The organism is Pseudomonas sp., assembly GCF_030684895.1.
GTDB lineage: Bacteria > Pseudomonadota > Gammaproteobacteria > Pseudomonadales > Pseudomonadaceae > Aquipseudomonas.
Genome location: NZ_JAUXXP010000086.1, coordinates 31,334 through 55,009, shown reverse-complemented (window position 1 = coordinate 55,009; position 23,676 = coordinate 31,334). Strand labels below are relative to the sequence as shown.

Annotated in this window: 22 protein-coding genes; 12 read left to right on the top strand and 10 right to left on the bottom strand. The window is 60.7% G+C overall.

What is annotated here, in order from left to right; translation table 11 throughout:
- The first annotated feature begins 195 nt into the window (after nt 1–195).
- Both Q8M42_RS18995 and Q8M42_RS18990 read left to right on the top strand, forming a co-directional pair.
- Nucleotides 196–1,350 (top strand): AAA family ATPase, encoded by a 1,155-nt coding sequence (locus Q8M42_RS18995; RefSeq protein WP_304868389.1) that lies wholly within the window; start codon nt 196–198, stop codon nt 1,348–1,350.
- Nucleotides 1,347–1,961 carry a hypothetical protein gene (locus Q8M42_RS18990; RefSeq protein WP_370692728.1) on the top strand — a complete coding sequence of 205 codons (615 nt, stop codon included), beginning with the start codon at nt 1,347–1,349 and terminating at the stop codon, nt 1,959–1,961. Before Q8M42_RS18995 ends, Q8M42_RS18990 begins: the two co-directional genes overlap by 4 nt.
- 132 nt (nt 1,962–2,093) lie before the next feature.
- Here the strand turns inward: Q8M42_RS18990 and Q8M42_RS18985 are convergent, their stop codons facing one another.
- The 3 genes from Q8M42_RS18985 to Q8M42_RS18975 form a co-directional block, all read right to left on the bottom strand.
- A complete protein-coding gene (locus Q8M42_RS18985) occupies nt 2,094–2,873 on the bottom strand; it encodes a gamma-glutamyl-gamma-aminobutyrate hydrolase family protein (RefSeq protein ID WP_304868387.1) in 780 nt (259 codons plus the stop codon).
- 574 nt (nt 2,874–3,447) lie between these two features.
- A complete protein-coding gene (locus Q8M42_RS18980) occupies nt 3,448–4,944 on the bottom strand; it encodes a CoA-acylating methylmalonate-semialdehyde dehydrogenase (protein WP_304868385.1) in 1,497 nt (498 codons plus the stop codon).
- Between the two features lie 186 nt (nt 4,945–5,130).
- Nucleotides 5,131–6,477: an aspartate aminotransferase family protein gene (locus tag Q8M42_RS18975; RefSeq protein ID WP_304868383.1), complete on the bottom strand. Its 1,347-nt coding sequence runs from the start codon at nt 6,475–6,477 to the stop codon at nt 5,131–5,133.
- Between the two features lie 137 nt (nt 6,478–6,614).
- Between Q8M42_RS18975 and Q8M42_RS18970 the strand changes: the two genes are divergently transcribed.
- From Q8M42_RS18970 to Q8M42_RS18940, 7 genes are all read left to right on the top strand, one after another.
- Nucleotides 6,615–7,532, top strand: coding sequence for a LysR family transcriptional regulator (locus Q8M42_RS18970; protein ID WP_304868381.1), 918 nt, complete (start codon nt 6,615–6,617; stop codon nt 7,530–7,532).
- 168 nt (nt 7,533–7,700) lie between these two features.
- Nucleotides 7,701–8,372 carry a TetR/AcrR family transcriptional regulator gene (locus tag Q8M42_RS18965; protein WP_304868379.1) on the top strand — a complete coding sequence of 224 codons (672 nt, stop codon included), beginning with the start codon at nt 7,701–7,703 and terminating at the stop codon, nt 8,370–8,372.
- Entirely contained in the window at nt 8,372–8,956 is a 585-nt protein-coding gene (locus Q8M42_RS18960; RefSeq protein WP_304868377.1) for a YigZ family protein, read from the top strand. Before Q8M42_RS18965 ends, Q8M42_RS18960 begins: the two co-directional genes overlap by 1 nt.
- 177 nt (nt 8,957–9,133) lie before the next feature.
- Nucleotides 9,134–9,592, top strand: coding sequence for a transposase (locus tag Q8M42_RS18955; protein ID WP_304868375.1), 459 nt, complete (start codon nt 9,134–9,136; stop codon nt 9,590–9,592).
- Between the two features lie 292 nt (nt 9,593–9,884).
- A complete protein-coding gene (locus Q8M42_RS18950; RefSeq protein WP_370692727.1) occupies nt 9,885–11,456 on the top strand; it encodes an ABC transporter ATP-binding protein in 1,572 nt (523 codons plus the stop codon).
- An 11-nt stretch (nt 11,457–11,467) separates the two neighbouring features.
- Nucleotides 11,468–12,565, top strand: coding sequence for an ABC transporter permease (locus tag Q8M42_RS18945; protein ID WP_304868373.1), 1,098 nt, complete (start codon nt 11,468–11,470; stop codon nt 12,563–12,565).
- Nucleotides 12,566–12,690: 125 nt separating this feature from the next.
- A complete protein-coding gene (locus tag Q8M42_RS18940) occupies nt 12,691–13,617 on the top strand; it encodes an ABC transporter permease (RefSeq protein ID WP_304868371.1) in 927 nt (308 codons plus the stop codon).
- Nucleotides 13,618–13,704: 87 nt separating this feature from the next.
- Here Q8M42_RS18940 and Q8M42_RS18935 read toward each other — a convergent pair whose 3' ends face one another.
- Nucleotides 13,705–14,154 (bottom strand): transposase, encoded by a 450-nt coding sequence (locus Q8M42_RS18935; RefSeq protein WP_304878279.1) that lies wholly within the window; start codon nt 14,152–14,154, stop codon nt 13,705–13,707.
- 341 nt (nt 14,155–14,495) lie between these two features.
- Between Q8M42_RS18935 and Q8M42_RS18930 the strand changes: the two genes are divergently transcribed.
- From Q8M42_RS18930 to Q8M42_RS18920, 3 genes are all read left to right on the top strand, one after another.
- Entirely contained in the window at nt 14,496–15,578 is a 1,083-nt protein-coding gene (locus tag Q8M42_RS18930; protein ID WP_305285283.1) for a BMP family ABC transporter substrate-binding protein, read from the top strand.
- A 196-nt stretch (nt 15,579–15,774) separates the two neighbouring features.
- Nucleotides 15,775–16,740 carry a 2-oxoglutarate and iron-dependent oxygenase domain-containing protein gene (locus Q8M42_RS18925; protein ID WP_305285281.1) on the top strand — a complete coding sequence of 322 codons (966 nt, stop codon included), beginning with the start codon at nt 15,775–15,777 and terminating at the stop codon, nt 16,738–16,740.
- A 219-nt stretch (nt 16,741–16,959) separates the two neighbouring features.
- Nucleotides 16,960–17,907 (top strand): adenosine deaminase, encoded by a 948-nt coding sequence (locus Q8M42_RS18920; RefSeq protein ID WP_305285278.1) that lies wholly within the window; start codon nt 16,960–16,962, stop codon nt 17,905–17,907.
- A gap of 78 nt (nt 17,908–17,985) precedes the next feature.
- Here the strand turns inward: Q8M42_RS18920 and Q8M42_RS18915 are convergent, their stop codons facing one another.
- From Q8M42_RS18915 to Q8M42_RS18890, 6 genes are all read right to left on the bottom strand, one after another.
- On the bottom strand, nt 17,986–18,519 hold the full coding sequence (locus tag Q8M42_RS18915) for a cytochrome b/b6 domain-containing protein (RefSeq protein ID WP_305285276.1): 534 nt from the start codon (nt 18,517–18,519) through the stop codon (nt 17,986–17,988).
- Nucleotides 18,519–18,785 carry a PepSY domain-containing protein gene (locus Q8M42_RS18910; RefSeq protein WP_305285274.1) on the bottom strand — a complete coding sequence of 89 codons (267 nt, stop codon included), beginning with the start codon at nt 18,783–18,785 and terminating at the stop codon, nt 18,519–18,521. Before Q8M42_RS18910 ends, Q8M42_RS18915 begins: the two co-directional genes overlap by 1 nt.
- A 223-nt stretch (nt 18,786–19,008) precedes the next feature.
- Nucleotides 19,009–21,105 (bottom strand): TonB-dependent copper receptor, encoded by a 2,097-nt coding sequence (locus Q8M42_RS18905; RefSeq protein WP_305285272.1) that lies wholly within the window; start codon nt 21,103–21,105, stop codon nt 19,009–19,011.
- 76 nt (nt 21,106–21,181) lie between these two features.
- The gene (locus tag Q8M42_RS18900; protein ID WP_305285270.1) at nt 21,182–21,553 is read right to left on the bottom strand and encodes a DUF2946 domain-containing protein; all 372 of its coding nucleotides are present in this window, start codon (nt 21,551–21,553) and stop codon (nt 21,182–21,184) included.
- 131 nt (nt 21,554–21,684) lie between these two features.
- Entirely contained in the window at nt 21,685–22,167 is a 483-nt protein-coding gene (locus tag Q8M42_RS18895; protein ID WP_305285268.1) for a copper chaperone PCu(A)C, read from the bottom strand.
- A gap of 89 nt (nt 22,168–22,256) precedes the next feature.
- Nucleotides 22,257–23,636, bottom strand: coding sequence for a PepSY domain-containing protein (locus tag Q8M42_RS18890; RefSeq protein WP_305285266.1), 1,380 nt, complete (start codon nt 23,634–23,636; stop codon nt 22,257–22,259).
- Nucleotides 23,637–23,676 lie beyond the last annotated feature (40 nt).

The following is a 23,676-nucleotide window of genomic DNA, read 5'->3' as shown; positions in this document are numbered from 1 at the left end:
TGATTGAGGATAACCAATCAATAGTCATCGGTGCTCCAACCTGCCTTTTTGTGTAATGAAAGCTTGTGATTATCTATGCGCTTCCGGTACGTTCAGCCTAACGTACAGATGTGCTCACCGGCAGGCATTAGCTCCTAGACTGGTGACACGAACAGATGGATATTAAATCTATCAACCTTATTAAAAGAGCTAAAAATGTACATTACTCATTTAAAACTTCAGAACTGGCGAAATTTCAGGGACTTGGATATATCCCTGAGAGAGAGAAACTATCTTTTAGGACCGAACGCATCGGGAAAGTCAAACTTACTTGACGTCTTCAGGTTCCTGAGAGATGTAAGTAAATCTCAAGGAGGAGGACTTCAAAAAGCGATAGCAGACCGCGGTGGTATTCAAAAGCTTCGCTGTCTACATGCAAGACGCCCCCCAGAAGTAAGGATTGAAGTTAGCTTAGCCGAGAGCCCGGACGCTCCTCCAAAATGGCGCTACATACTAGCTTTCAAACCAGAAGGCAAGGGAGCCCAGCGCACACTGATAACTGACGAGCAAGTGTGGGAAGACGGGAAGCAGCTATTTAAACGCCCCAACAAACAGGACTCAGCAGACCCGATCCAATTAACACAAACCCAAATTGAACAAATTCAACTAAATGCGAAATTCAGAGAAATACCGAATCATTTCTCAGAAACAAACTATCTCCATTTGGTTCCACAACTACTTAAATACAACGATAGAATCGGCGGAAATCTTATAGACGATGATCCATTTGGCCAAGGTTTTTTAGAGAGGGTTGCCAAGTGCTCGCCAAAAACCAGGGAGTCGCGGCTACGAAAGATCGAAAGTGCGTTGACACTGGCTGTTCCAAAATTCAAGCACCTCCGGTTCGTAAAAGATGAAATTACCGGAAGACCTCACCTTGAAGCCCAATACGCGCATCACCGCCCGAATGCTGGCTGGCAGCGTGAAGAACAGTTCTCAGATGGAACGCTAAGGTTATTAGGCCTTTTTTGGTCTCTACTCGAAAACGACTCACTTCTTCTGCTTGAAGAACCAGAACTATCACTAAACGGCTCAATTGTTAAAGAAATCCCATTAGTCATCCAAAAAGTTTTGAGGGATAAAAAGAAAAAAAGACAAATTATAATAAGCACACACAGCCACGCACTACTTAGCAATCCAGGGATTGACGGTCGCGGAATAATAATATTGGAACCTGTCATGGAGGGCACTCACGCCAGATCAATAACAGCGGAAGAGGAAACAGCACTCAAGTGTGGTTTCTCCGTGGCAGAAGTAATACTTCCTAAAATACGCCCAGACGGCGCCGAACAATTAGGATTTAGCCTGTGATGCACCCGCGCCACGTCGCATTAGCAACAGAGGATGAATTAAGCGAAGCTGTAGGCCAGAAGCTTATATCTATGACTAATGGAAAGCTTGCCGCAACCCTTCTATTACGCCAAGGAGGACAAGGTTATCTATACAAAAGGATCAAGAATTTTTGCGAAATGTCGGCTCACCAACCAGTTATATTAATAACAGATTTAGACAACTCCAAACACCCTCATGAACTAATAACAAAATGGCTCGGAAAACTGCAGAAACCCAAACAATTAATAATTAGAATTGCCGTCCGCGAAATAGAATCCTGGGTACTTTCCGATCACGCCGCAATCAATACGCTTCTAGGAAAATCTATAGGGAAAATCCCAGAAAACCCCGACACGTTAGCAGACCCAAAGTCAACTTTACTTAGCCTCGCAAAGAAAGCACCAAGAGAAATAAAAGCTGATTTAGTAGCTCAATCAGGAACAGTAGCCAGACAAGGGTATGGATACAACAGAGTACTTATTGAATTTATCAAAGAAAGCTGGTGCCCTATTAGAGCCTCGGAAAGATCGGACAGTCTTAAAAGAGCAATTCATCGCATCCAAGAATTAGCAAACAACCATCATCAATAAATCTCATACAACACAATAGCTTTATCGAACCACCTTCTTTGCACAGATACATAACGCCAAAACATTCGAACTTATAAAATAGCCCGCCAATAAACGGGCTTTTTGAACTACAGGCTGAGCGTTTTTACGAAGTCAGGTAAGAGCCCCCACCCTACTCTGCTCCACTCCCTCCAACTTCCTCACCTGATATTCCCGCGCCGCCTGATGAAACGCCCCCAACAACGCGTTGTAATCCGCCTTCTCCCAATAGCGATACTCCGGATGCCACTGCACCCCAACGGCAAACGCCTTGGCGCCAATCACACTGACCGCCTCGATCTGCCCATCCTCGGCCACGGCTTCAACCTGCAAGCCCTCACCGAGCCGATCAACACCCTGACCATGCAACGAGTTGACCTTGATCTGCCGCTCGCCGAACAGCGAATGCAGTACGCCGCCTTCGGTCAGAGCTACGTTGTGCATCGGGCCATAGGCCACGTCGTCCGGTACATCCTTCACCTCACGGTGATCGAGACGGCCAGCCACTTCATGCACTTCACGGTGCAGGGTGCCGCCAAACAGCACGTTCATTTCCTGCATGCCGCGGCAGATGCCGAGGAAGGGAATGCCACGATCAATACAGGCGCGCAGCAGGCGCAGCACGGTTTCATCACGGGGTTTGTCGGCCAGGCCGAGGCCGGGATGGTCGTCGCCATAGAAGCTGGGGTGCACGTTGGAGAGTGAGCCGCCGAACATGATGCCGCTGACGCTGTCGAGCACCGTGTCCATGTCCAGATCATCGCCGAAAGCCGGGATCATCAGCGGGAAGGCACCGAAGCCGGTGACGGCGTGGATGTACTTCTCGCCGACCAGGTGAAACCAGCCGATATCACGGCTGGTCAGCTGCCAACGGCACAGGGGAAGGCCAATCATGGGTTTATTCATTGCAAGGAGTCCTCTTCTAAGGACCGCCTACGACCGGCTGCGCGTCGGAAAAACTGCGTTGAGAACGGCTTCGAAATGCTCATTTACAACTCGTAAACTCCGCTTTCTCAGCCGTTCTCGCCTGGTTTTTCTCTAGCTCGCTCGCCCGTAAGCTGGCCCTTGTTAATTGAAGTGGGCTGCCCTTGGGAGAGCGGGCTTGCGGGTCAGGAAACCCTGAACCCGCTCACCCAAGGGGTGCCGTAACCGGCCAGGCCGGGTCACTGCACCAACGCCGCGCCCGCGCGGCTGGTTTGTTGCGTAAAGCGGTACTGCTCCCCTCCCCCATTTATTGGGGGCACGCCTAGTGGAGAGGGGCTGGGGGAGAGGGGCTGGGGGAGAGGGCCGAAAACACCGCAAAACGGGCAGCTACCCCCTCTCCCTAACCCTCTCCCCAAAGGGGCGAGGGGACTGATCGCATGCACGCGGATGGTCGCGAAGATCGCCAGCAAGCTGGCTCCTATAGGTCGTCATCCACATCTAAAAAAAGGGGGCTGATCCTGCGATCAGCCCCCTTGGGTGTTACTTAGCCATTACTCGGGAAAGCGAACTGCGCCGCCTCATGCGAGGCGCGCTGCGGCCAGCGCTGGGTGATGGCTTTTTTGCGGGTGTAGAAGCGCACACCGTCCGGGCCGTAGGCGTGCAGGTCGCCGAACAGCGAGCGCTTCCAGCCGCCGAAGCTGTGGTAGCTGACCGGCACCGGCAGCGGTACGTTGACGCCGACCATGCCGACTTCGATTTCGTCGCAGAACAGGCGGGCCGCTTCACCATCGCGGGTGAAGATGCAGGTGCCGTTGCCGTATTCGTGGTCGTTGATCAGCTGCATGGCTGCTTCCAGGCTGCCGACGCGGACGATGCACAGCACTGGGCCGAAGATTTCGTCGGTGTAGATGGTCATCTCAGGCGTGACGCTGTCAAAAAGCGTGCCGCCGACGAAATAACCATTCTCATGGCCGGCCACCACCAAATCGCGGCCGTCGACCACCAGGCTTGCGCCCTGAGCCACACCGGCGTCGATATAGCCTTTGACCTTGTCACGCGCCGCGCCGGTAACCAGCGGGCCCATGTCCAGGCCGCAAGAGGTGCCAGCACCGATTTTCAGCGCCTTGATTTGCGGCACGATCTTCTCGACCAGGGCATCGGCGATCTGGTCGCCTACGCACACGGCCACCGAGATAGCCATGCAGCGCTCGCCGCAGGAGCCGTAGGCCGCGCCCATCAGTGCGCTAACGGCGTTGTCCAGGTCGGCATCGGGCATCAGCACCGCGTGGTTCTTCGCGCCGCCCAGGGCCTGGACGCGCTTACCGCGCTTGGTGCCTTCGCTGTAGATGTATTCGGCAATTGGCGTGGAGCCAACAAAGCTCAGGGCTTTGACTTCCGGCGCTTCGATCAGCGCGTCCACCGCTTCCTTGTCGCCGTGCACCACGTTGAGCACGCCTTTTGGCAGACCGGCCTCTTGCAGCAGTTGGGCGATATACAGGGTGGAACTTGGATCACGCTCGGACGGCTTCAAGATAAAGCAGTTACCGCAGACGATGGCCAGCGGGTACATCCACAGCGGCACCATGGCCGGGAAGTTGAACGGGGTGATGCCAGCGACGACGCCGATTGGCTGCATGTCGCTCCAGGCGTCGATGTTCGGGCCGACGTTACGGCTGTACTCGCCCTTGAGAATTTCCGGGGCGGCGCAGGCAAATTCGACGTTTTCGATGCCGCGCTTGAGTTCACCGGCGGCGTCTTCCAGGGTTTTGCCGTGCTCTTCGCTGATCAGCTTGGAGATGGTCGCTTCGTGCTGCTCCAGCAGCTGCTTGAAGCGGAACATCACCTGGGCGCGCTTGGCTGGCGGGGTGTTGCGCCAGGCCGGGAAGGCGCTCTTGGCCGAGTCGATGGCCAGTTGCATGGTGGCGCGATCGGCCAGGGCAACTTTCTTGGTGGCGGCGCCGGTGGACGGGTTGAACACGTCAGCGCTACGGCCGGTGCCGGCAGTCAGTTCGCCGTGAATCAGGTGGGTAACGATGGTCATGGGTCTTCCTCGTTGGTAATTCGTTGGGCAGATGAGCCATGGCTCATTTACCGAAATTCATGCCCCGTTGCGGGCGTCCCCTCTCCCGCCTGCGGGGGAGGGTTAGGGAGAGGGGCTTTGGCTTTTACGCGGCCGCAGCCCTCTCCCCCGGCCCCTCTCCCATGAATGGGAGAGGGGAGACAAGCATCAATCCAGGCTGTTCAGCACATCGCCGACGGCGTTGAACACGGAGTCCAGCTGCTCGGGCGTGGTGTTGAAGGTTGGCCCGAACTGCAGGGTGTCGCCGCCGAAACGTACGTAGAAGCCGGCGTTCCACAGTTTGATGCCGGCCTCGAAGGGACGGATCACCGGGTCGCCGTCACGCGGGGCGATCTGGATTGCGCCAGCCAGGCCGCAGTTGCGGATGTCGATGACGTTCTTGCTGCCCTTGAGGCTGTGCAGCTTTTCTTCAAAGATCGGCGCCAGGGCGGCGGATTGCTCGATCAGGTTGTCGCGCTTGAGCAGCTCCAGGGTTGCCAGGCCGGCGGCGCAGGCGACCGGGTGGCCCGAGTAGGTGTAGCCGTGGCCGAACTCGACCATGTGCTCAGGGATCGCCTGGTTCATAAAGGTGTTGTAGATCTCGCTGGAGGCGATCACCGCGCCCAGCGGAATCGCGCCGTTGGTGATCTGCTTGGCGGTGTTCATCAGGTCCGGGACCACGCCGAAGTATTCGGCACCGGTCCACTTGCCCATGCGGCCGTAGGCGGTGATCACTTCGTCGAAGATCAGCAGGATGTTGTGCTGGGTGCAGATTTCACGCAGGCGCTGCAGGTAGCCGACTGGCGGCACAATCACGCCCGCGGAGCCGGACATCGGCTCGACGATAACGGCGGCGATGTTCGAGGCGTCGTGCAGTTCGATCAGCTTCAGCAGCTCGTTGGCCAGCTCGACACCGCCGGTTGCCGCCATGCCCTTGGTGAAGGCCAGGTGCGCTTGCAGGGTGTGCGGCAGGTGGTCGGCGTCCATCATCTGGCCGAACATCTTGCGGTTACCGCCGATGCCGCCCAGCGAGGTGCCGGCGATGTTCACGCCGTGGTAGCCACGGGCACGGCCGATAAATTTGGTTTTGCTCGGTTGGCCTTTCAGGCGCCAGTAGGCCTTGGCCATCTTCACCGAGGTGTCGGCGCACTCGGAGCCGGAGTCGGTGTAGAACACGTGGTCGAGGCCGGCCGGGGTCAGCTCGGTGATTTTCTCCGCCAACTGATAGGACAGCGGATGGCCGTACTGGAAGCCCGGCGCGTAGTCCAGGGTGCCCAGCTGCTTGGCCACGGCCTCCTGAATTTCCTTGCGGTTGTGCCCGGCACCACAGGTCCACAGCCCGGACAGGCTGTCGAACACGCGGCGGCCCTTGTCGTCGATAAAGTAGTTGCCGTCGGCACCGACGATCAAACGCGGGTCGCGCTTGAAGTTGCGGTTGGCGGAAAACGGCATCCAGTGCGCATCCAGCTTGAGCTGGCTGGCCAGGGACGGGGTTTCGGTCTGCGGCATGTTCATGGTGCGGCCTCGCAAGGAAGGGCGATGTTCTTATAAGGAGAAGCAGTTGCCAGCAAAGGTGCCACGGGCTTAGAGTCAGGAAAACACGACTCTTCTTATCTTTAGTTAACCATCTACTAAACAATGAGCCACAACCAATGAGCACCCGCCGCCCCGATCCGCTGGCCCAGGTCAGTGATTTTGATATTCGCCTGCTCAAGCTGTTTCGCAGCGTGGTGGAATGCGGCGGTTTTTCTGCAGCGGAAAGCGCGCTGGGCATCGGCCGCTCGGCGATCAGCCAGCAGATGAGCGACCTGGAACAGCGCCTCGGCCTGCGTCTGTGCCAACGCGGCCGCGCCGGCTTTGCCCTGACCGAAGAAGGCCGCGAGGTGTACCAGAGCACCCAGCAGTTGCTGGCGGCACTGGAGAGCTTTCGCACTGAGGTCAACGGCCTGCACCAGCACCTGCGCGGCGAGCTGAATATCGGCCTGACCGACAACCTGGTGACGGTGCCGCATATGCGCATCACCAACGCCCTGGCGCGCCTGAAAGAACGCGGCCCGGACGTGCATATCCATATCCGCATGACCCCGCCAAGCGAGGTCGAGCAAGGCGTGCTCGACGGCCGCCTGCATATCGGCGTGGTGCCGCAGACCGTGGCGTTGTCCGGTCTGGAATACCAGGCGCTGTACGACGAGCGTTCGCTGCTCTACTGCGCGGTCGGCCACCCGCTGTTCTATGTCGATGATCAGCAGCTGGAGGATGAGCGCCTAAACAGCCAGGAAGCCATCGCGCCGACCTTCCGCCTGCCGCCCGAGGTGCAGAGCCATTACCAGGCACTCAATTGCACCGCCAGCGCCTCGGACCGCGAAGGCATGGCCTTTCTGATCCTCACCGGGCGCTATATCGGTTACCTGCCCGACCATTACGCCCAGGCCTGGGTGCAACAGGGCCGCCTGCGCGTACTCAAGCCGGCCAGCCGCTTCTACGACATCAGCCTGGCCTCGGTGACACGCAAAGGCCGCCGCCCGCATCTGGTGCTGGAGAGTTTTCTGGAGGCCCTGGCAGAGGCATGAAGGCTCGCTGAAAATTGGTGCTAATGCTTGCAGAACACGCACAAAGACAGTGCAAAAGCCCGATTAAATGGCGCATATAGCGCTTTTCCCTCCCCTCGCGCTTGTCACCTAAGCGGCGCTGGGTTATCAGTGCAATCGTCCGAAAACCTGACCACTGCGGAACCGCCCATGACTGTTGAAGTACTTGCGCACCGAGCCGATCCGAACAACAAACCTGCCGGCCGGATTCGGCAGAAAAACGAAGAAGCGATCATCAAGGCTGCCGAGGAAGAGTTCGCCCGTCACGGCTTCAAAGGCACCAGCATGAACACCATCGCGCAGAACGTCGGGCTGCCCAAAGCCAACCTGCATTACTACTTCAGCAACAAGCTGGGGCTGTATCAGGCAGTGCTGGTGAACATCCTCGAACTGTGGGACAGCACCTTCAACAACCTGACTGTCGACGACGACCCAGCCATCGCGCTGGCCGGCTATATCCGCGCCAAGATGGAATTTTCCCGCCGCCACCCGAAAGCTTCGCGCATCTATGCGATGGAAGTGATCAGCGGCGGCGAGCACCTGTCGCTGATGCTCAATCAGGATTACCAGGCCTGGTTCCGTGGCCGCGCGGCGGTGTTCGCCGCCTGGAGCGCCGCCGGCAAGATGGACCCGGTGGACCCAGTGCACCTGATCTTCCTGCTATGGGGCAGCACCCAACATTACGCCGATTTTTCCTCGCAGATCTGCCGGGTTACCGGCCGCGCGCGCCTGACCAAGCAGGACTATGAAGAAGCCGGCGACAACCTGATTCGCATCATCCTCAAGGGCTGCGGTCTGACGCCTCCTGCCAAAGACGCCTGATGCCCTTCACCCTGCTCGGCCCTTGCGAGTACCGCGAGGAAATTCGCAAAAGCCGCTTTATCGCCCTCGCCGCGCCGGTTACCAGCGCGGCCGAGGCGCAAGCGTTTATCGCGGCACACAGCGACGCCAGCGCCAGCCATAACTGCTGGGCCTGGAAAGTCGGCCAGCAGTACCGCTTCAGTGACGACGGTGAACCGGGAGGCACGGCTGGGCGGCCGATACTGGCAGCCATCGAGAGCCAGGAGATGGATCAGGTAGCGGTACTGGTGATCCGCTGGTACGGCGGCATCCAACTCGGCACCGGCGGCCTGGCCCGCGCCTATGGCGGCAGCGCCAACAAATGCCTGCAAAGCGCCCCGCGCATCGAGCTGGTGGCCCGCGAGCAGTACCGCTGCCATTGCCTGTTCGCCGAACTGCCGCTGCTCAAGGCGCGCCTGAGCGAACTGGACTGCCTGCTGGAAAAAGAAACCTACGACGCTAGCGGCGCCGAATTGCACCTGGCTGTACCTGCGCCAAGGGTTGCCGAGCTGCAACGGCTGCTGGCGGATATCAGCCGTGGGCGGATTGAGCTGCGGCCGCAGTAGATCCACTGCACTACGCTTCTGATTGTGTCTGTCAGACTGCAGCCTATTTCACCAATTATCGCGGGCAAGCCCGCTCCTACAGATGAGTGCAGTCATCCTGCAGTTTCGGTCACGCCGCCCCTCGTAGGAGCGGGCTTGCCCGCGATCAATCTCGGATACGCCACAAGAGGCAATGGAATGCCTACAAAACCCCATGGTCATAGCCTGCGACGTGGCCGCCATTCAGAACCCGAACGCATTTACCTGCTAACCACCACCCTGCTGCAACGCCGTCCGCTATTCAGCGATTTCAGACTGGCTTGTTTACTGATCACTGAACTACGCACAGCCCATGAGCAACAACAGGTCGCGTCTCTGGCCTGGGTAGTAATGCCCGATCACCTGCACTGGCTGGTGCAACTGCAGGCAGGCTCTCTGGATGAACTGATGCGGCGCATCAAGAGCAACAGCGCACGGCAGATCAATCAGCTACTCGGCGCACAGGGCCCAATTTGGCAGCCGGGTTACCACGACCGCGCGCTGCGCCAAGATGAGGACCTGCAATCGGCGGCTCGTTATATCGTCGCCAATCCATTACGCGCCGGCCTGGTAAAGCGCATAAGCGATTACCCGTTATGGGATGCGGTGTGGCTGTGAGCCTGCGCCGGTCTCAGGATTTATCGCGGGCAAGCCCGCTCCTACAAGGGATAGAGTCGTTACGAAGAATCGCAGGCTCGGCTGCGAGCCTCTGTAGGAGCGGGGGGGACGCCCAGTTATTGCCCGCGATGCGCCAAAACGCACCGACCATCAAGACCATGCACCACGCTGGAGCCTCCGCCAGGCAGGCGGTTGTGATGGACCTTACGCTGACGCTACACAGCGGCTTTTCTGACCCCATGGCCAGCTTTTTGCTTTAGCCAGACCAGTTGTCATTCCCGAGCCTCTGTCCATGTCCAGTTCCCCTTCTGTTCCACGCTTGCAGCTGAGCGGTATCAGCAAGCGCTACCCCGGCTGCCTGGCCAACGACCGTATCGACCTGAACATCGCCCCTGGGGAAATCCATGCGTTGCTCGGCGAGAACGGTGCCGGCAAAAGCACGCTGATGAAGATCATCTACGGCGTTACCCAGCCCGATAGCGGCGAGATGCGCTGGCAGGGTGAGGCCTTGAAAATGCGTGACCCGGCCATGGCGCGCAGCCTGGGCGTGGGCATGGTGTTCCAGCATTTTTCGCTGTTCGAGACCCTCACCGTGGCCGAGAACATCGCCTTGGCCATGGGCGCAGCGGCCGGCACACCGAAACAGCTGGAGCCGAAGATTCGCGAGGTCTCGCAGCGTTACGGCATGGCCCTCGAGCCGGGCCGTTTGGTGCACAGCCTGTCCATCGGCGAGCGCCAGCGGGTGGAAATCGTCCGCTGCCTGATGCAGGACATCAAACTCTTGATCCTCGATGAGCCGACCTCGGTGCTGACTCCGCAAGAGGCCGACGAGCTATTTGTCACCTTGCGTCGCCTGGCTGCCGAGGGCTGCAGCATTCTGTTTATCAGCCACAAGCTAGGCGAAGTGCGTGCCCTGTGCCAGAGCGCCACGGTGCTGCGCGGCGGCAAGGTATCAGGCCATTGCGTGCCCGCCGAATGCAGCGACCTGCAACTGGCGCGGCTGATGGTCGGTGACGCCGAAGGCCTGGAAAGCAGCTACCCGAAAGCCGGTGGCGGTCTGCCGCGCCTACGCGTAGACGACCTCAGCTGGCACAACGCCGACCCGTTCGGCTGCACCCTTAGCCAGATCCGCCTGGAAGTGCGCAGCGGCGAGATCGTCGGCATCGCCGGGGTCGCGGGTAACGGCCAGGACGAATTGCTCGCCCTGCTCAGCGGGGAAACCCGCCTGCCGCGCAGCGAGCGCGAACGCATCAGCCTGGACACGCAGCCGATTGCCGACCTGTACCCGGACGCGCGGCGCAAGCTGGGCCTGGCTTTTGTCCCGGCCGAGCGTCTGGGCCATGGCGCGGTGCCGGATATGAGCCTGAGCGATAACGCGCTGCTCACCGCCTTTCAGCAAGGCCTGCTGAGCAAGGGTCTGATTCAGCGCGGCAAGGTGCGCGCACTGGCCGACGAAATCATCCAGCGCTTCGCGGTCAAGACGCCAGATGCCGATGCAGCCGCACGCAGCCTGTCCGGCGGCAACCTGCAGAAATTTATCCTCGGCCGCGAAATCCTGCAGAACCCCAAACTGCTGGTTGCCGCGCACCCGACCTGGGGCGTGGACGTCGGTGCGGCGGCGGCGATTCATCGCGCGCTGATTGCCCTGCGCGATGCCGGCGCGGCGATTCTGGTGATTTCCGAAGACCTCGATGAGCTGTTCCAGATCAGCGACCGCATCGGCGCGCTGTGCAGCGGCAAGCTCTCGCCCCTGGCCGCCACGGCAGAAACCGAAGCCGTAGAAGTCGGCCGCTGGATGGCTGGCGAATTTGCCCCCATTGCCCTTACCACTACCCCAGCAGCACCTGCTGCCAGCCTGAGCTGACGGAGTTATCGATGTTGCTATCCCTCGAACCGCGCGGCCAACAATCGCGCGCCATGCTCTGGCTGTCGCCGCTGCTCGCCGCCGCGCTCACCCTTATCAGCGGCGCGCTGCTGTTCACCTTGCTCGGCCATGACCCGCTGGAAACCCTGCACACCCTGCTGATCGCGCCACTGGCCGACTGGTACGGCGTCTCCGAACTGCTGGTCAAGGCGCTGCCGATTCTGCTCTGCGCCCTCGGTCTGGCGGTGGCCTATCAGGCGCGCATCTGGAATATCGGCGCCGAAGGCCAGTTGCTGCTCGGCGCGCTGGCCGGCAGCGCCATGGCGATCCAGATCATCGATTGGGACAGCCGCTGGGCGCTGGTCTGGGTGGTGCTCGCCGGCATGGCGGCAGGCGCAGCCTGGGGCGGCCTGACCGCCTGGCTGCGCACGCAGTTCAATGCCAACGAAATCCTCACCAGCATCATGCTCAACTACATCGCGCTGAACCTGCTGCTGTTCTTTGTGCATGGCCCGCTCAAGGACCCGGCGGGCTTTAACTTCCCGGAATCGGCGATGTTCGGCGATGCCAGCCGCCTGCCCCTGGTCAGCGAGGACGGCCGCCTGCACGCCGGCCTGTACTTCGCCTTGTTGGCCCTGATGGCGGTGTGGGTGCTGCTGCATAAGAGCTTTCTTGGCTTTCAGATCAAGGTGCTCGGCCTCGACCGCCGCGCCGCCGGTTTTGTCGGCTTCCGCGAGAAGCGCCTGGTGTGGTTTGCCCTGCTGGTCAGCGGCGGCCTGGCCGGGTTGGCGGGTGTCGGTGAAGTGGCTGGCCCCATCGGTCAACTGGTGCCGCAGGTATCACCGGGCTATGGCTACGCGGCGATTACCGTGGCCTTTCTCGGCCGCCTGAATCCGCTCGGCATTCTGTTCGCCAGCCTGTTGATGGCCCTGCTCTACCTGGGCGGCGAGAACGCGCAGATGACCATGAACCTGCCCCAGGCGATCACCCAACTGTTCCAGGGCATGATGCTGTTCTTCCTGCTCGCCTGTGACGTGCTGATCCTCTATCGGCCACGACTGAAGTGGAAATGGCCGCAGCGCGAGAAGCTCACCGAGGCGACCACCTGACTGTGGGAGGGGCTTTAGCCGCGACGATTTCAAGCGAAGCACTGTCGCGGCTAAAGCCCCTCCCACAACCCGTATCAACATCACCTTTTCACCTGCACATTTAGCACGCGCCTGAGGCTGCAAATATGGATCTCGATTTACTAAGCAATATCTTCTACGCCATGGTGCGCACCGGTACGCCGCTGCTACTGGTGGCCCTCGGTGAACTGATCTGCGAGAAGAGCGGCGTGCTCAACCTCGGCCAGGAAGGCATGATGCTATTCGGCGCGGTGATCGGTTTTATCGTCGCCCTGAGCACCGGCAACCTGTGGCTCGGCGTGCTACTGGCGATGGCCGCCGGCATGCTGCTGTCAATGCTGTTCGCCGCCGTGGCCCTGGGTTTTAACGCCAACCAGGTGGCCACCGGGCTGGCGCTGACCATCTTTGGCGTCGGCCTGTCGACCTTTGTCGGCGCGGCCTGGGTCGGCAAACCGCTGGCCGGTTTTGAGCCCATTGCCATTCCGCTGCTCAGCGAGATTCCGCTGATCGGGCGCATGCTGTTTGCCCAGGACATTCTGGTTTACCTGTCCTTCGCCCTGTTCGCCCTGGTGACCTGGGTGCTGCTGAAAAGTCGCATCGGTTTGATCATCCAGGCGGTCGGCGAAAACCCCGACGCCGCCAGCGCCATGGGCCTGCCGGTGCTGCGCGTGCGCACCCTGGCGGTGCTGTTTGGTGGCGCCATGGCCGGGTTGGCGGGCGGTTACCTGTCGCTGGCCTATACGCCGATGTGGGCGGAAAACATGACCGCCGGTCGCGGCTGGATCGCCCTGGCGCTGGTGGTATTTGCCAGCTGGCGGGTATTTCGTGTGCTGCTCGGCGCCTACCTGTTCGGCCTGGCCAGCATCATCCACCTGGTGGCCCAGGGCATCGGCCTGTCGATCCCCTCCAACCTGCTGGCGATGCTGCCCTATGTGGCGACGATTCTGGTGCTGGTACTGCTCTCGCGCGACGCGATCAAGACCCGCCTGTTTGCCCCGGTATCCCTGGGTAAGCCCTGGCAGCCGGGGCACTGAGTTTTTACCTTGTCGCGGCTAAAGCCCCTCCCACAGGCTCGTGGTGACTTGTGGGAGGGGCTTTAGCCGCGACAGCTTTTACAACCATTACAGCCACACCGCATCCCACAGCGGGTAATCACCGATCCGCTCCACCAGCCCCGCCCGCAATGGGTTAGCCACGATATAGCGCGCTACCGGCAACACATCCTCTTCTTTGCGTAGCGCATGGTCATGATAACCGTCCTGCCACAGTTGCCCCCTTCGACCAGCAAGCGAATTGATCTGCCGAGCGCTGCGGCCCTTCACTCGGCGCATCAACTCACTGAGTGAGCCGCGATGCAGTACCAGCAACCAATGCAGATGATCGGGCATCACAACCCAGGCCAGTGATTCAACCAGACCATCGAAATGAGCGGCTTTTAGCTCTGCAGCCAGCAGCCGGCCAAGCTGGAAATCCGCGAAGATCGGTTCGCGCTTCTCGACTGTCGCGGTCAGCAGGTAGATGCGCTGATCTTCGGAAAAACGCCCGATGCGCAGTTGCTTTGAATGGGGCATTCCGTTGCCTTCTGAAAGGTTTCGCTGTACAGGTTATAGCTGTTTAGTCAGCGCTATCGCCAGTCGCGGCTAAAGCCCCTCCCAAGGGTATGCAGCGATCTGTAGGAGGGCCTAGGCGGCACTCCGCTTTAGCCGCGACATCCAAGCAATCCATCGCACCATCCGGCAGCACAATAACCCCCTTACGCACCAGCACAGCACCTGCACAGAACCCCGCTTCGGCGGGGTTCTGCGTTTTTGCGCGGCGCGCAGTGCTAATTGTCCAGTTGGTCAGCTTTTTGCAATCCAACTGGCAGCTGTTTAACAACAACGTACCCACAGATATCGGAGTTCCACCGACCATGTTCGAGAAGAGCAAAAAACCACTGCTGCGCGCCCTCGTTGCCGCCCTTGGCTTTAGCGCCACATTGGGCGCTTCGGCCGCTGACCCATTGAAGGTTGGCTTCGTTTATATCGGCCCAATTGGTGACCACGGCTGGACCTACCAGCATGAGCAGGGCCGCCAAGCGGTGATCAAGCAGCTCGGCGACAAGGTCGAAACCAGCTACGTGGAAAACGTCCCGGAAGGTGCGGACGCCGAGCGAGTTATCCGCAACATGGCCAAGGGCGGTTACGACCTGATCTTTACCACCTCCTTCGGCTACATGAACCCAACGCTGAAAGTGGCCAAGCAGTTCCCTAAAGTCACCTTTGAGCACGCCACCGGCTACAAGCAGGACAAGAACCTCGGCACCTACCTGTCGCGCTCTTATGAAGGCCGTTACGTTGGCGGCTTCCTCGCGGCGAAGATGACCAAGACCAAGAAGATCGGCTACGTCGCCTCCTTCCCGATCCCGGAAGTGATCCGCGATATCAACGCCATCCAGCTGGCCCTGGACAAGTACAACCCAGGCAGCGAGATCAAGGTGGTGTGGGTCAACTCCTGGTTCGATCCGGGCAAGGAATCCGACGCTGCCAACGCGCTGATCGACCAAGGCGTGGACGTGGTATTCCAGCACACCGACAGCCCGGCACCGATCCAGACTGCCGAGCGCCGTGGCGTTTACTCCGTGGGTTACGCCTCGGACATGGCGCATTTCGGGCCGAAAGCCGTGCTCACCTCGATCGTCAACGACTGGGGCCCGCACTACGTTAAATCGACCCAGGCGGTGATCGACGGCAACTGGGCACCGCAGGATTTCTGGGGTGGCCTGGCGGAAGACACGATTCGCCTGCCGATCAGTGAGCTGGTGCCAGCAGACGTAAAAACCGAAGCCGAGCAGATCATCGCCGACATCAAGAGCGGCGCCTTCCACCCGTTCACCGGCCCGATCAAGGACCAGAGCGGCGTCGAGAAGATCCCGGCCGGCGTCGCCGCGACCAACGCCGAACTGGCCTCGATGAACTACTACGTGGAAAACGTAAAGGCTGAATTGCCGAAGTAAGCGGTTGACTGTGGGAGGGGCTTTAGCCGCGAGCTGTTTGGTTGTCGCGGCTAAAGCCCCTCCCACTAAACATCGCCTAGATGCCGTCCCTGCCCTCCGGCAGAACCGCATCAAAAGGGTGCCCCGTAAACGGGGCGCCCTTTTTCGCTGCCCTGGGTACGAGAAGACTCGCAGCATGCCCCCACCCGGAGCCTCTATGCACAGCCTACCGATTATCGACATCGCCCCCCTCTACAATACCGACGAATCCGCCTGGCCAGCTGTGGCCGAACAGATCGACCGCGCTTGCCGCGAATGGGGATTCTTCTATATCACCGGGCACCCAATCAGCCCGACACGTATCAACGAGCTGCTGACTGCGGCCAAGACCTTCTTCGCCCTACCGGCTGCGGAGAAGCTCAAGATCGACATTACCCAGACCGCCCATCACCGTGGCTACGGTGCGATTGCCACCGAGCAGCTGGACCCGAGCAAACCGAGTGATCTGAAGGAAACCTTCGACATGGGTTTCCACATGCCCGCCGATCACCCCGAGGTGCTGGCTGGCAAACCACTGCGCGGCCCCAACCGCCACCCGGATATGCCCGGCTGGTCTGAGTTGATGGAGCAGCACTACAGCGATATGCAAGCACTGGCCAACACCCTGCTACGCGCCATGACCTTGGCCCTGAATATCGACCGCGACTTCTTTGACACACGCTTTCATGAGCCGATTAGCGTGCTGCGCATGATTCACTACCCGCCGCGCCACACCGCCAGCAGCACTGAGCAGCAAGGCGCCGGCGAGCACACCGATTACGGCTGCATCACCCTGCTCTATCAGGACGATGCCGGCGGTCTGCAAGTACGCGCCCGCGACGGCGACTGGATTGATGCACCACCGATTGCCGGCAGCTTTGTGGTCAATATCGGCGACATGCTCGCGCGTTGGAGCAATGACCGTTACACCTCGACTCCACATCGCGTGATCAGCCCGCTGGGCGTCGACCGTTACTCCATGCCGTTCTTCGCCGAGCCACACCCGAACACCGAAATCAGCTGCCTGCCCAACTGCTCGGACGCCGCCAACCCGCCCAAGTACCCATCAGTGACCAGCGCCGAGTACCTGCTCTCGCGCTTTGCCGACACCTATGCGTATCGACGCGAAGAGCCGCCCAGCTAAGTAAGGGCTTGGGGCTGAAGCAGATGGCTCCCACGCTCCGGCGTGGGAGCTGAGCCCAGGACGCTCCGCGCCCCTCAGACGCAGAACGAATGCAACCGCATTCCCACGCGGAGCGTGGGAACGATCAATCCCCTGACGTTGCGGGTGCCTTTCAATTCGGCGAAATCTGACCAAGCGGTTAAACTTGCCAACGACCACGCCTGATAACGAGATCTGACCATGTACGACTGGCTCAATGCCCTGCCCAAGGCCGAACTGCACCTGCACATTGAGGGCTCGCTGGAGCCCGAGTTGCTGTTTGCCCTGGCCGAACGCAACAAGATTGCCCTGCCCTGGAACGACGTCGAAGCGCTGCGTAGTGCCTACGCGTTCAACAACCTGCAGGAGTTTCTCGACCTGTATTACGCCGGGGCCGACGTGCTGCGCACCGAGCAGGACTTCTACGACCTGACCTGGGCCTACCTGCTCAAGTGCAAGGCGCAGAACGTCATCCACACCGAGCCATTCTTCGACCCGCAGACCCACACCGACCGCGGCATTCCCTTTGAAGTGGTGCTGCGCGGCATCAAGCAGGCGCTGGTCGATGGCGAGAAGCAGTTGGGCATCAGCCACGGTTTGATCCTCAGTTTTCTGCGGCATCTGCCCGAAGAAGAAGCGTTCAAAACCCTGGAACAGGCCAGGCCGTTCCGCGATGCGTTTATCGCCGTCGGTTTGGACAGCTCGGAGATGGGCCATCCGCCGAGCAAGTTCCAGCGCGTGTTCGACAAGGCGCGCAGCGAGGGCTATCTGACCGTCGCTCACGCCGGCGAGGAAGGCCCGCCCGAATACATCTGGGAAGCCCTGGACCTGCTGAAGATCGAGCGCATCGACCATGGCGTGCGCGCCATCGAGGACGAGCGTTTGATGCAGCGCATCATCGACGAGCAGATCCCGCTGACCGTCTGCCCGCTGTCCAATACCAAGCTCTGTGTATTCGACGACATGCGCCAACACAACATCCTGCAGATGCTCGAACGCGGCGTGAAGGTGACGGTGAACTCGGACGACCCGGCCTACTTCGGCGGCTACGTCACCGAGAACTTCGCCGCTCTGTACGACAGCCTGGGCATGACTCAGGAGCAGGCCAAGCGCCTGGCACAGAACAGCCTGGATGCAAGGCTGGTCTGAGCAAAAGCATCGCGGCTAAAGCCCCTCCCACAGAGTGCATGCGCTGTGGGAGGGGCTTTTGCCGCGACAGATAAAAAATCAGTGGTGCAATTTGCGCCGCTTGCCGGTGACCATCGACAGCGGCAGGTTTTCCTTCAGGCGGTAGCTTTCAAACAGCGCCGCCGCGATGTGCAGGCCCACCAGGGCCATCAGCCCATCGGCGCAGAATTCATGGATTTCCAGCGGTAAATCAGCGCCCCAGAAGTAATCGACCTCCTCCATCAGAAAGCCGGTCACGCCCAGGCCGAGCATCAGCAGCATCATGCCGATCATCACCAGGCCGCCCAGCGGGGAATGCCCCATGCGGTGGTAATCACGCCCGCTGACCAGTGCCCGCAGGTGTTCGGCCAGGCGCGTCCGGGTCGGCCAGAAGTCCGCCCAGCGCGCAGCCGGTGTACCGATAAACCCCCACACCAGGCGAATCACCAGCCAGGCCACGGCGTAGTAACCGAACCAGCGGTGCCAGCTCTCGCCCTCTTCGGTGAAGAAGTAATTGGCCAGGAAAGCGCTCGCCAGAGACCAATGGAACAACCTGACCAGCGGGTCCCAGAGGCGTGTGGTAACGGCGTCCATCAGCCGTCGATTTCGCTTTTGATGACCTTGCCATCGACCGGATCGAAGTAGATTTCGACCTTCTGGCCTTCTTTGTTGAAACCGTAGATTTCGTAGCAATTGCCGCCGGTCACTTTGAACTTCTTGATCTCGTAGCCATGGGCTTTGAGGTCAGCCTGGAATTTGTCCTGGTCCTGCCACTGCGCCTTGTCGGCGGTGGTGCATTGGGTGGCGGCGAAGGTCAGCGGGCTGGCCAGAACCAGAGACAGCAGAAGCAGTTTGCGCATGATGTAGTCCTCTTCGGTGCAGGGAGAAAGTGTGTCTGCGGGGACTACTTTCGCGCCTGAACCTTAAGACTCTATTAGCGCACGCAAAATCGTAGCCCGGATGCAATCCGGGGAGGTCGGCAGGGCAACTCCCGGATTACATCCGGGCTACGAATCCAATAGTCGCAGGGAGGGACTGGAGCCTTGTCAGTCGCGGCTAAAGCCCCTCCCACAACTGGACACATCAGAAGTCGAAATCGACCTTGGCCCACAACGTCCGGCCTGGCTCGTCGATCCGAGTTTCAGCTGGGAAGCCGAAACCGGAATCACCGCCCAGATTCAGGTGCTCGGCGTATTGCTTGTCGAGCAGGTTATCCACACCGGCACTGAGCTTGACCTGCTCACTGACGCGGTAGGCGCCGTTGAGCGAGAGCACGCCGAAACCGGCACTGTCGCCAAAGTCCTGCCCCACCACGTTGCCGCGTCCATCCGCAATGCGGCCCTGGCCATCGACCACCCGCCACAGGCCGCCGACGCTCCAGTCGTCGCGCTGATAGGTCAGGCCCAGGCGCGCTTCCAGCGGCGGCATCTGCGGCAGTGCTTCGCCGTCACTGCTGTTCTTGCCCCAGGCATAGGCCAGGGTGGCATCGGTTTTCCAGTTGGTCGTCAGGTCATACGCCACACCCAACTCGCCGCCCATGATGCGCGCGTCGACGTTGTCGGCCTGGGTGCTCATGCCGCGGTAGTCAAACAGGATGTAGTCACGCACCTGGCCGACATAGGCCGAGGCCCAGGCCTGCAGGGCGTCACCCTTGTACTGGATACCGATATCCAGCTGGGTGGTCTTCTCCGGCTTGATGCCGTCGAAGGCGTTGTCTGCGCCAGCCGGCCCGTTGAGCCCGGCGGAGAACAGCTCCCAGTAGTCAGGGAAACGCTGCACATGGCCGATGCCGGCATAGAGGGTGGTCGGCGAGCCGGACAGGTCATGCTCGTAGCGCACGAAACCACTCGGTAGAGTGTCGGCGCGGGTTTCGCCCGCCGTCGGATTGGGCGTGGTCATGCCCATCATGTCGCTGAAGTTTGCCCGGTAATCCTTGGCCGAAGCACGATCCAGACGCGCACCGGAGATCAGTCGATCACGCTCGTCCAGGCTCCAGGTGGCCTCGGCGAACGCGCCGTAGTTGTGCATCAGCGCGTCCTTGTTCCAGGGGAAGCGATCAGCATCGACATAGGGCATGCCCATCATGCCGCCGCCGGAAACGCGCTGGCGGTGCTCGCTGCGCTGGGCATCGACGCCGGTGATCAGCTCAACATCCTGCCACTTCCAGGTGGCGGCCAGGCGCGCGCCCAGGGTGCGGCGGTCAACCTGAGCCGCCATCGGGCCGGCCATCATGCTGGTCGGGTCAGGCACACGCAGGCGGAAGTTGTCCATGATGTGGTCGGCATAGTTGTAGTAAACCTTGGCCTCGACCTTATCCAGCACGCCACCGAGGTTGCTGCGCTCCACGCGCAGGCCCAGGCTTTCGCGCTGGAACTGGGTACCGTCCATGCTGCGGCCGCCGTAGCGCGCTTCGCCATCACCACGGCCGGCGGTGATCTCAATCAGCGTATCGGCATCCGGCGTCCAACCCAGGGCTACGTCGCCGTTCCATTTGTCCCAACGCGAGGGGATGGTGTCGCCGTTACCGTTGGCGTAATCGTCCGAATGCGAGCGGTTGCCGGTCACCCGCAGGTAACCCTGCTCGCCGCCCACAGCGCCATCCAGGGTCTGGTCGAAACGGCCGTTGGAGCCGGCCAGCACGCTGGCATGCAGGCGCGCGCCCAGCTCGCCGAAACGCTCTGGCTCGCGATCAAAACGCACCACACCGGCCGAAGCGCCCGCCCCCCAGATCACCGTTTGCGGGCCTTTGGTCACGGTCAGCAGGTCAAAGGTTTCCGGCGAGATATACGAGCTGGGTGCATCCATCCGGCCCGGGCAGGCGCCGAGCATCTGCCCGCCGTCGGTGAGCAGCAATAAGCGCGAACCGAACATGCCGCGCAGCACGGGATCACTGTTGCTGCCGCCGCTGCGAATCGCGGAGAAACCGGGAATGGTCTTCAGATAATCGGCGGCGTCGCTGGCCGGCACCGGCTGGCGCGGGTCCTTGGGGTCGGCCACTACAGTCAGTGGCGAGCTTTGCTGCACGGCGGTGACCACCGTTGGCGGCAATTGCAGCGCGTGGTGTTCCGGGTCGTGTTCGGTGGTTTGCGCGGCATGCGCCTGAGTGGCCAACAGCAGGCCGACGCACAGTGGCGCCAGACGAAAGGGTGCAGCGCTGATCAAAAGCGAACGAGTAGACATGACTATTCCAGAATCAAGACAAAACCAGGGAATGGCCAGCACCGCATACGCGGCACCAGCAACAGGGCAATGGCGATCAGGAATAGGCAGGCGGTGCGCGGCTGCGCGAACCGGGGAAGATGGCCGAGCGGGCAACGCCGCTGCGCACCGGCGCGGCATGCCGGTCAGCGGGTATAGCGGCGGTCAGCGCCAGCGTCGGGCTGGCACAACCAGTGGCCGGGCTGTTGAGCAACAGGGTGCAATAGCCGCACTTGGCCCACAGCGCGTCGTGATCCAGCGGGTTGTCATGGCTACCGACATGCTCCCCGCAGGCCAGTTCCGTCAGCCAGGCCGGTTCAGCCGGCGCAGTGAGCTGCGACAGCAACGGCCCGACACTGAGCAACAGCATGGCCAACAGGGCCAGCCAGCTCGCGCGGTAATCGGCAGTAAAGGAACGATTGCGGGGCATTACGGCAACTCAAGAATCCTGCGCCGAGTATGACTAATGGCCTGAGCAGGACGGCTGATGCAAATCAATGACGGTGAACATCACCGAACAACAGCAACCCCGCCACAACGCAGCGGGGCTGGGTGCGCAGATTAGTGCGCGTGGCCTTCGCCATGGGTCTTCTCACCGGCAGGGGCGTCCTTGTGTACGGCGATTTCCACTTCGACCGCACCGGCTTTTTCGAAGGTCAGGGTCAGCGGGAAACGCTCACCATCCTTGGCCTGCTGCTTCAGGTTGAACAGCATGACGTGGTAACCCATCGGCTCGAATTTCACTTCGCCACCGGCAGGAATCGCCACGTTCTGTACCTGTTGCATCTTCATCAGGCCATCAGCATGAATATGCTCGTGCAGCTCGGCCTTGCCGGCCACCGGCGTGCTGGCGCTGAGCAGGCGATCAGCCTCGGCGCCCTTGTTGTGCACCACAAAATAAACGGCCGCCGTCGGCGCTACGGCCGGCATCTCCCGCGACCAAGGGTGTGCGATATGCAGCTCGCCTGCGGTGTATTCGTGGGCATTGGCAAACAGGCTCGGGCTCAGCAGAGCGGCAATCAGCAGGGTCTTTTTCAACAACATGGTGTTCCTCCGATGGTGGACTGACTGTCCATGACAAGTGTTGTAACGCGAAGCCTTGGCGCGGGCCAAGCCCGCGCCGGTTATTCCATTCAGCCGTTGGCCAGGCGCTGCCCAGGCAAACGCGAGAGCAGCAGCCAGTCCAGCGCCCAGATCAACAACAGGGAAGCGCCCACCAGCGGGAAGGCCGCACCAAGCAGGCACATGATGACCATCGCGGTTTTCCAGCGCGGCAGGTCGTGGCGCAGCGGTGGTACGCCGAGCTTGCCGCTCGGCCGGCGTTGCCACCACATGATCAGGCCGCTGATCGCGCTCAGCAGCACCAGCAGGCAGACCGCGAGCATCAGCAACTGGTTGGCCAGGCCAAACAGCTTGCCCTCATGCAACATCACCCCGGTTTCCACGGTTTTTGCCACCACGCCGTAATCTTTCCAGCGCACATCGGCGAGCACCGTACCGCTGTACTGATCGATATGCAGAGTGGCGTCATTACGCGGGTCGGCGGCGAACAGGGCGATGCTGTACACCCCGGTTTCACCTTTCGGCAGGGTGATGCTGTAACCCGGCTGTACGCCGCGCTCAGCCGCGGTGTCGACCACGTACTGCAGCAGGTTGGCCGGGGCGGTAGGTTTCTCGGCAGTGGCATGGCCGTTATGCGCGGCGTGTGGATCGGAAGCCGGCAGCGGCGTGGTTTCCACCGCCCAGGCCACGGTCTGCTGGCTGCTGGTGTTCAGGCTGCCGGTGAGTTTGCCGGACTGCGGCACGTCGTCCCACATCGCCGCAGGAAAGTGGTTCCAGGCGCCGGCAAACTGGGCGCCCCAGAAGCCGGTCCAGGTCATGCCGGTGAGCAGCATAAACAGCAACAGCAGCGAGCCCCAAAAGCCCGTCACCGCATGCAAGTCACGCCACAACAACCGCCCACGGGCACTCAACCTTGGCCACAGCACGCCTGCACCGGAACGCCCGCGCGGCCACCACAGGTACAAACCCGAGACCACTAGCACGATGCCCCAACCGGCGGCCAGTTCGATCAGGCGGTCGCCCAGGGTGCCGACCATCAGGTCGCCATGCAGCTGGCGGGCGATGGCCTGCAGATTGAGCTGCGCATCCTGGCTGCCGAGAATCCTGGCGCTGTAAGGATCAACAAACACATTGAGGCTCTGCCCCTCAGCCTCCAGCACAAACTGCGCACTGCGCTCGGCGTTTACCGGCGGCAGGTACTGGCTGATGCTCGCCTGCGGATACGCCTGGCGCACCAACGCCAGCTGCTGATCCGCCGAGATCGCCTGCTCAGCAGGCGTGACCTGCAGCAGTTCGGCATACATCAGTTGATCCAGCTGCGGCTTGAACAGGTAGATGATGCCGGTGAGCGAGAGCAGGATCAGAAACGGAATCACAAACAGCCCGGCATAGAAATGCCAGCGCCAGGCCAGGTTGTAGAACGAGATGTTCGACGTTGTTGGCTTCTGCATAGTCAGCTCCAGACATGGCCAAAAATAGTGATGGATCGGC

Excerpts from the sequence above, each read along its gene's own strand:
- Q8M42_RS18905 (WP_305285272.1), bottom strand. The coding sequence starts at position 21,105 with ATGTCTACTCGTTCGCTTTTGATCAGCGCTGCACCCTTTCGTCTGGCG.
- Q8M42_RS18910 (WP_305285274.1), bottom strand. The coding sequence starts at position 18,785 with ATGCGCAAACTGCTTCTGCTGTCTCTGGTTCTGGCCAGCCCGCTGACC.
- Q8M42_RS18995 (WP_304868389.1), top strand. The coding sequence starts at position 196 with ATGTACATTACTCATTTAAAACTTCAGAACTGGCGAAATTTCAGGGAC.
- Q8M42_RS18950 (WP_370692727.1), top strand. The coding sequence starts at position 9,885 with ATGTCCAGTTCCCCTTCTGTTCCACGCTTGCAGCTGAGCGGTATCAGC.
- Q8M42_RS18960 (WP_304868377.1), top strand. The coding sequence starts at position 8,372 with ATGCCCTTCACCCTGCTCGGCCCTTGCGAGTACCGCGAGGAAATTCGC.
- Q8M42_RS18930 (WP_305285283.1), top strand. The coding sequence starts at position 14,496 with ATGTTCGAGAAGAGCAAAAAACCACTGCTGCGCGCCCTCGTTGCCGCC.
- Q8M42_RS18955 (WP_304868375.1), top strand. The coding sequence starts at position 9,134 with ATGCCTACAAAACCCCATGGTCATAGCCTGCGACGTGGCCGCCATTCA.
- Q8M42_RS18935 (WP_304878279.1), bottom strand. The coding sequence starts at position 14,154 with ATGCCCCATTCAAAGCAACTGCGCATCGGGCGTTTTTCCGAAGATCAG.
- Q8M42_RS18890 (WP_305285266.1), bottom strand. The coding sequence starts at position 23,636 with ATGCAGAAGCCAACAACGTCGAACATCTCGTTCTACAACCTGGCCTGG.
- Q8M42_RS18985 (WP_304868387.1), bottom strand. The coding sequence starts at position 2,873 with ATGATTGGCCTTCCCCTGTGCCGTTGGCAGCTGACCAGCCGTGATATC.
- Q8M42_RS18970 (WP_304868381.1), top strand. The coding sequence starts at position 6,615 with ATGAGCACCCGCCGCCCCGATCCGCTGGCCCAGGTCAGTGATTTTGAT.
- Q8M42_RS18965 (WP_304868379.1), top strand. The coding sequence starts at position 7,701 with ATGACTGTTGAAGTACTTGCGCACCGAGCCGATCCGAACAACAAACCT.
- Q8M42_RS18920 (WP_305285278.1), top strand. The coding sequence starts at position 16,960 with ATGTACGACTGGCTCAATGCCCTGCCCAAGGCCGAACTGCACCTGCAC.
- Q8M42_RS18980 (WP_304868385.1), bottom strand. The coding sequence starts at position 4,944 with ATGACCATCGTTACCCACCTGATTCACGGCGAACTGACTGCCGGCACC.
- Q8M42_RS18940 (WP_304868371.1), top strand. The coding sequence starts at position 12,691 with ATGGATCTCGATTTACTAAGCAATATCTTCTACGCCATGGTGCGCACC.
- Q8M42_RS18900 (WP_305285270.1), bottom strand. The coding sequence starts at position 21,553 with ATGCCCCGCAATCGTTCCTTTACTGCCGATTACCGCGCGAGCTGGCTG.
- Q8M42_RS18975 (WP_304868383.1), bottom strand. The coding sequence starts at position 6,477 with ATGAACATGCCGCAGACCGAAACCCCGTCCCTGGCCAGCCAGCTCAAG.
- Q8M42_RS18945 (WP_304868373.1), top strand. The coding sequence starts at position 11,468 with ATGTTGCTATCCCTCGAACCGCGCGGCCAACAATCGCGCGCCATGCTC.
- Q8M42_RS18895 (WP_305285268.1), bottom strand. The coding sequence starts at position 22,167 with ATGTTGTTGAAAAAGACCCTGCTGATTGCCGCTCTGCTGAGCCCGAGC.
- Q8M42_RS18915 (WP_305285276.1), bottom strand. The coding sequence starts at position 18,519 with ATGGACGCCGTTACCACACGCCTCTGGGACCCGCTGGTCAGGTTGTTC.
- Q8M42_RS18925 (WP_305285281.1), top strand. The coding sequence starts at position 15,775 with ATGCACAGCCTACCGATTATCGACATCGCCCCCCTCTACAATACCGAC.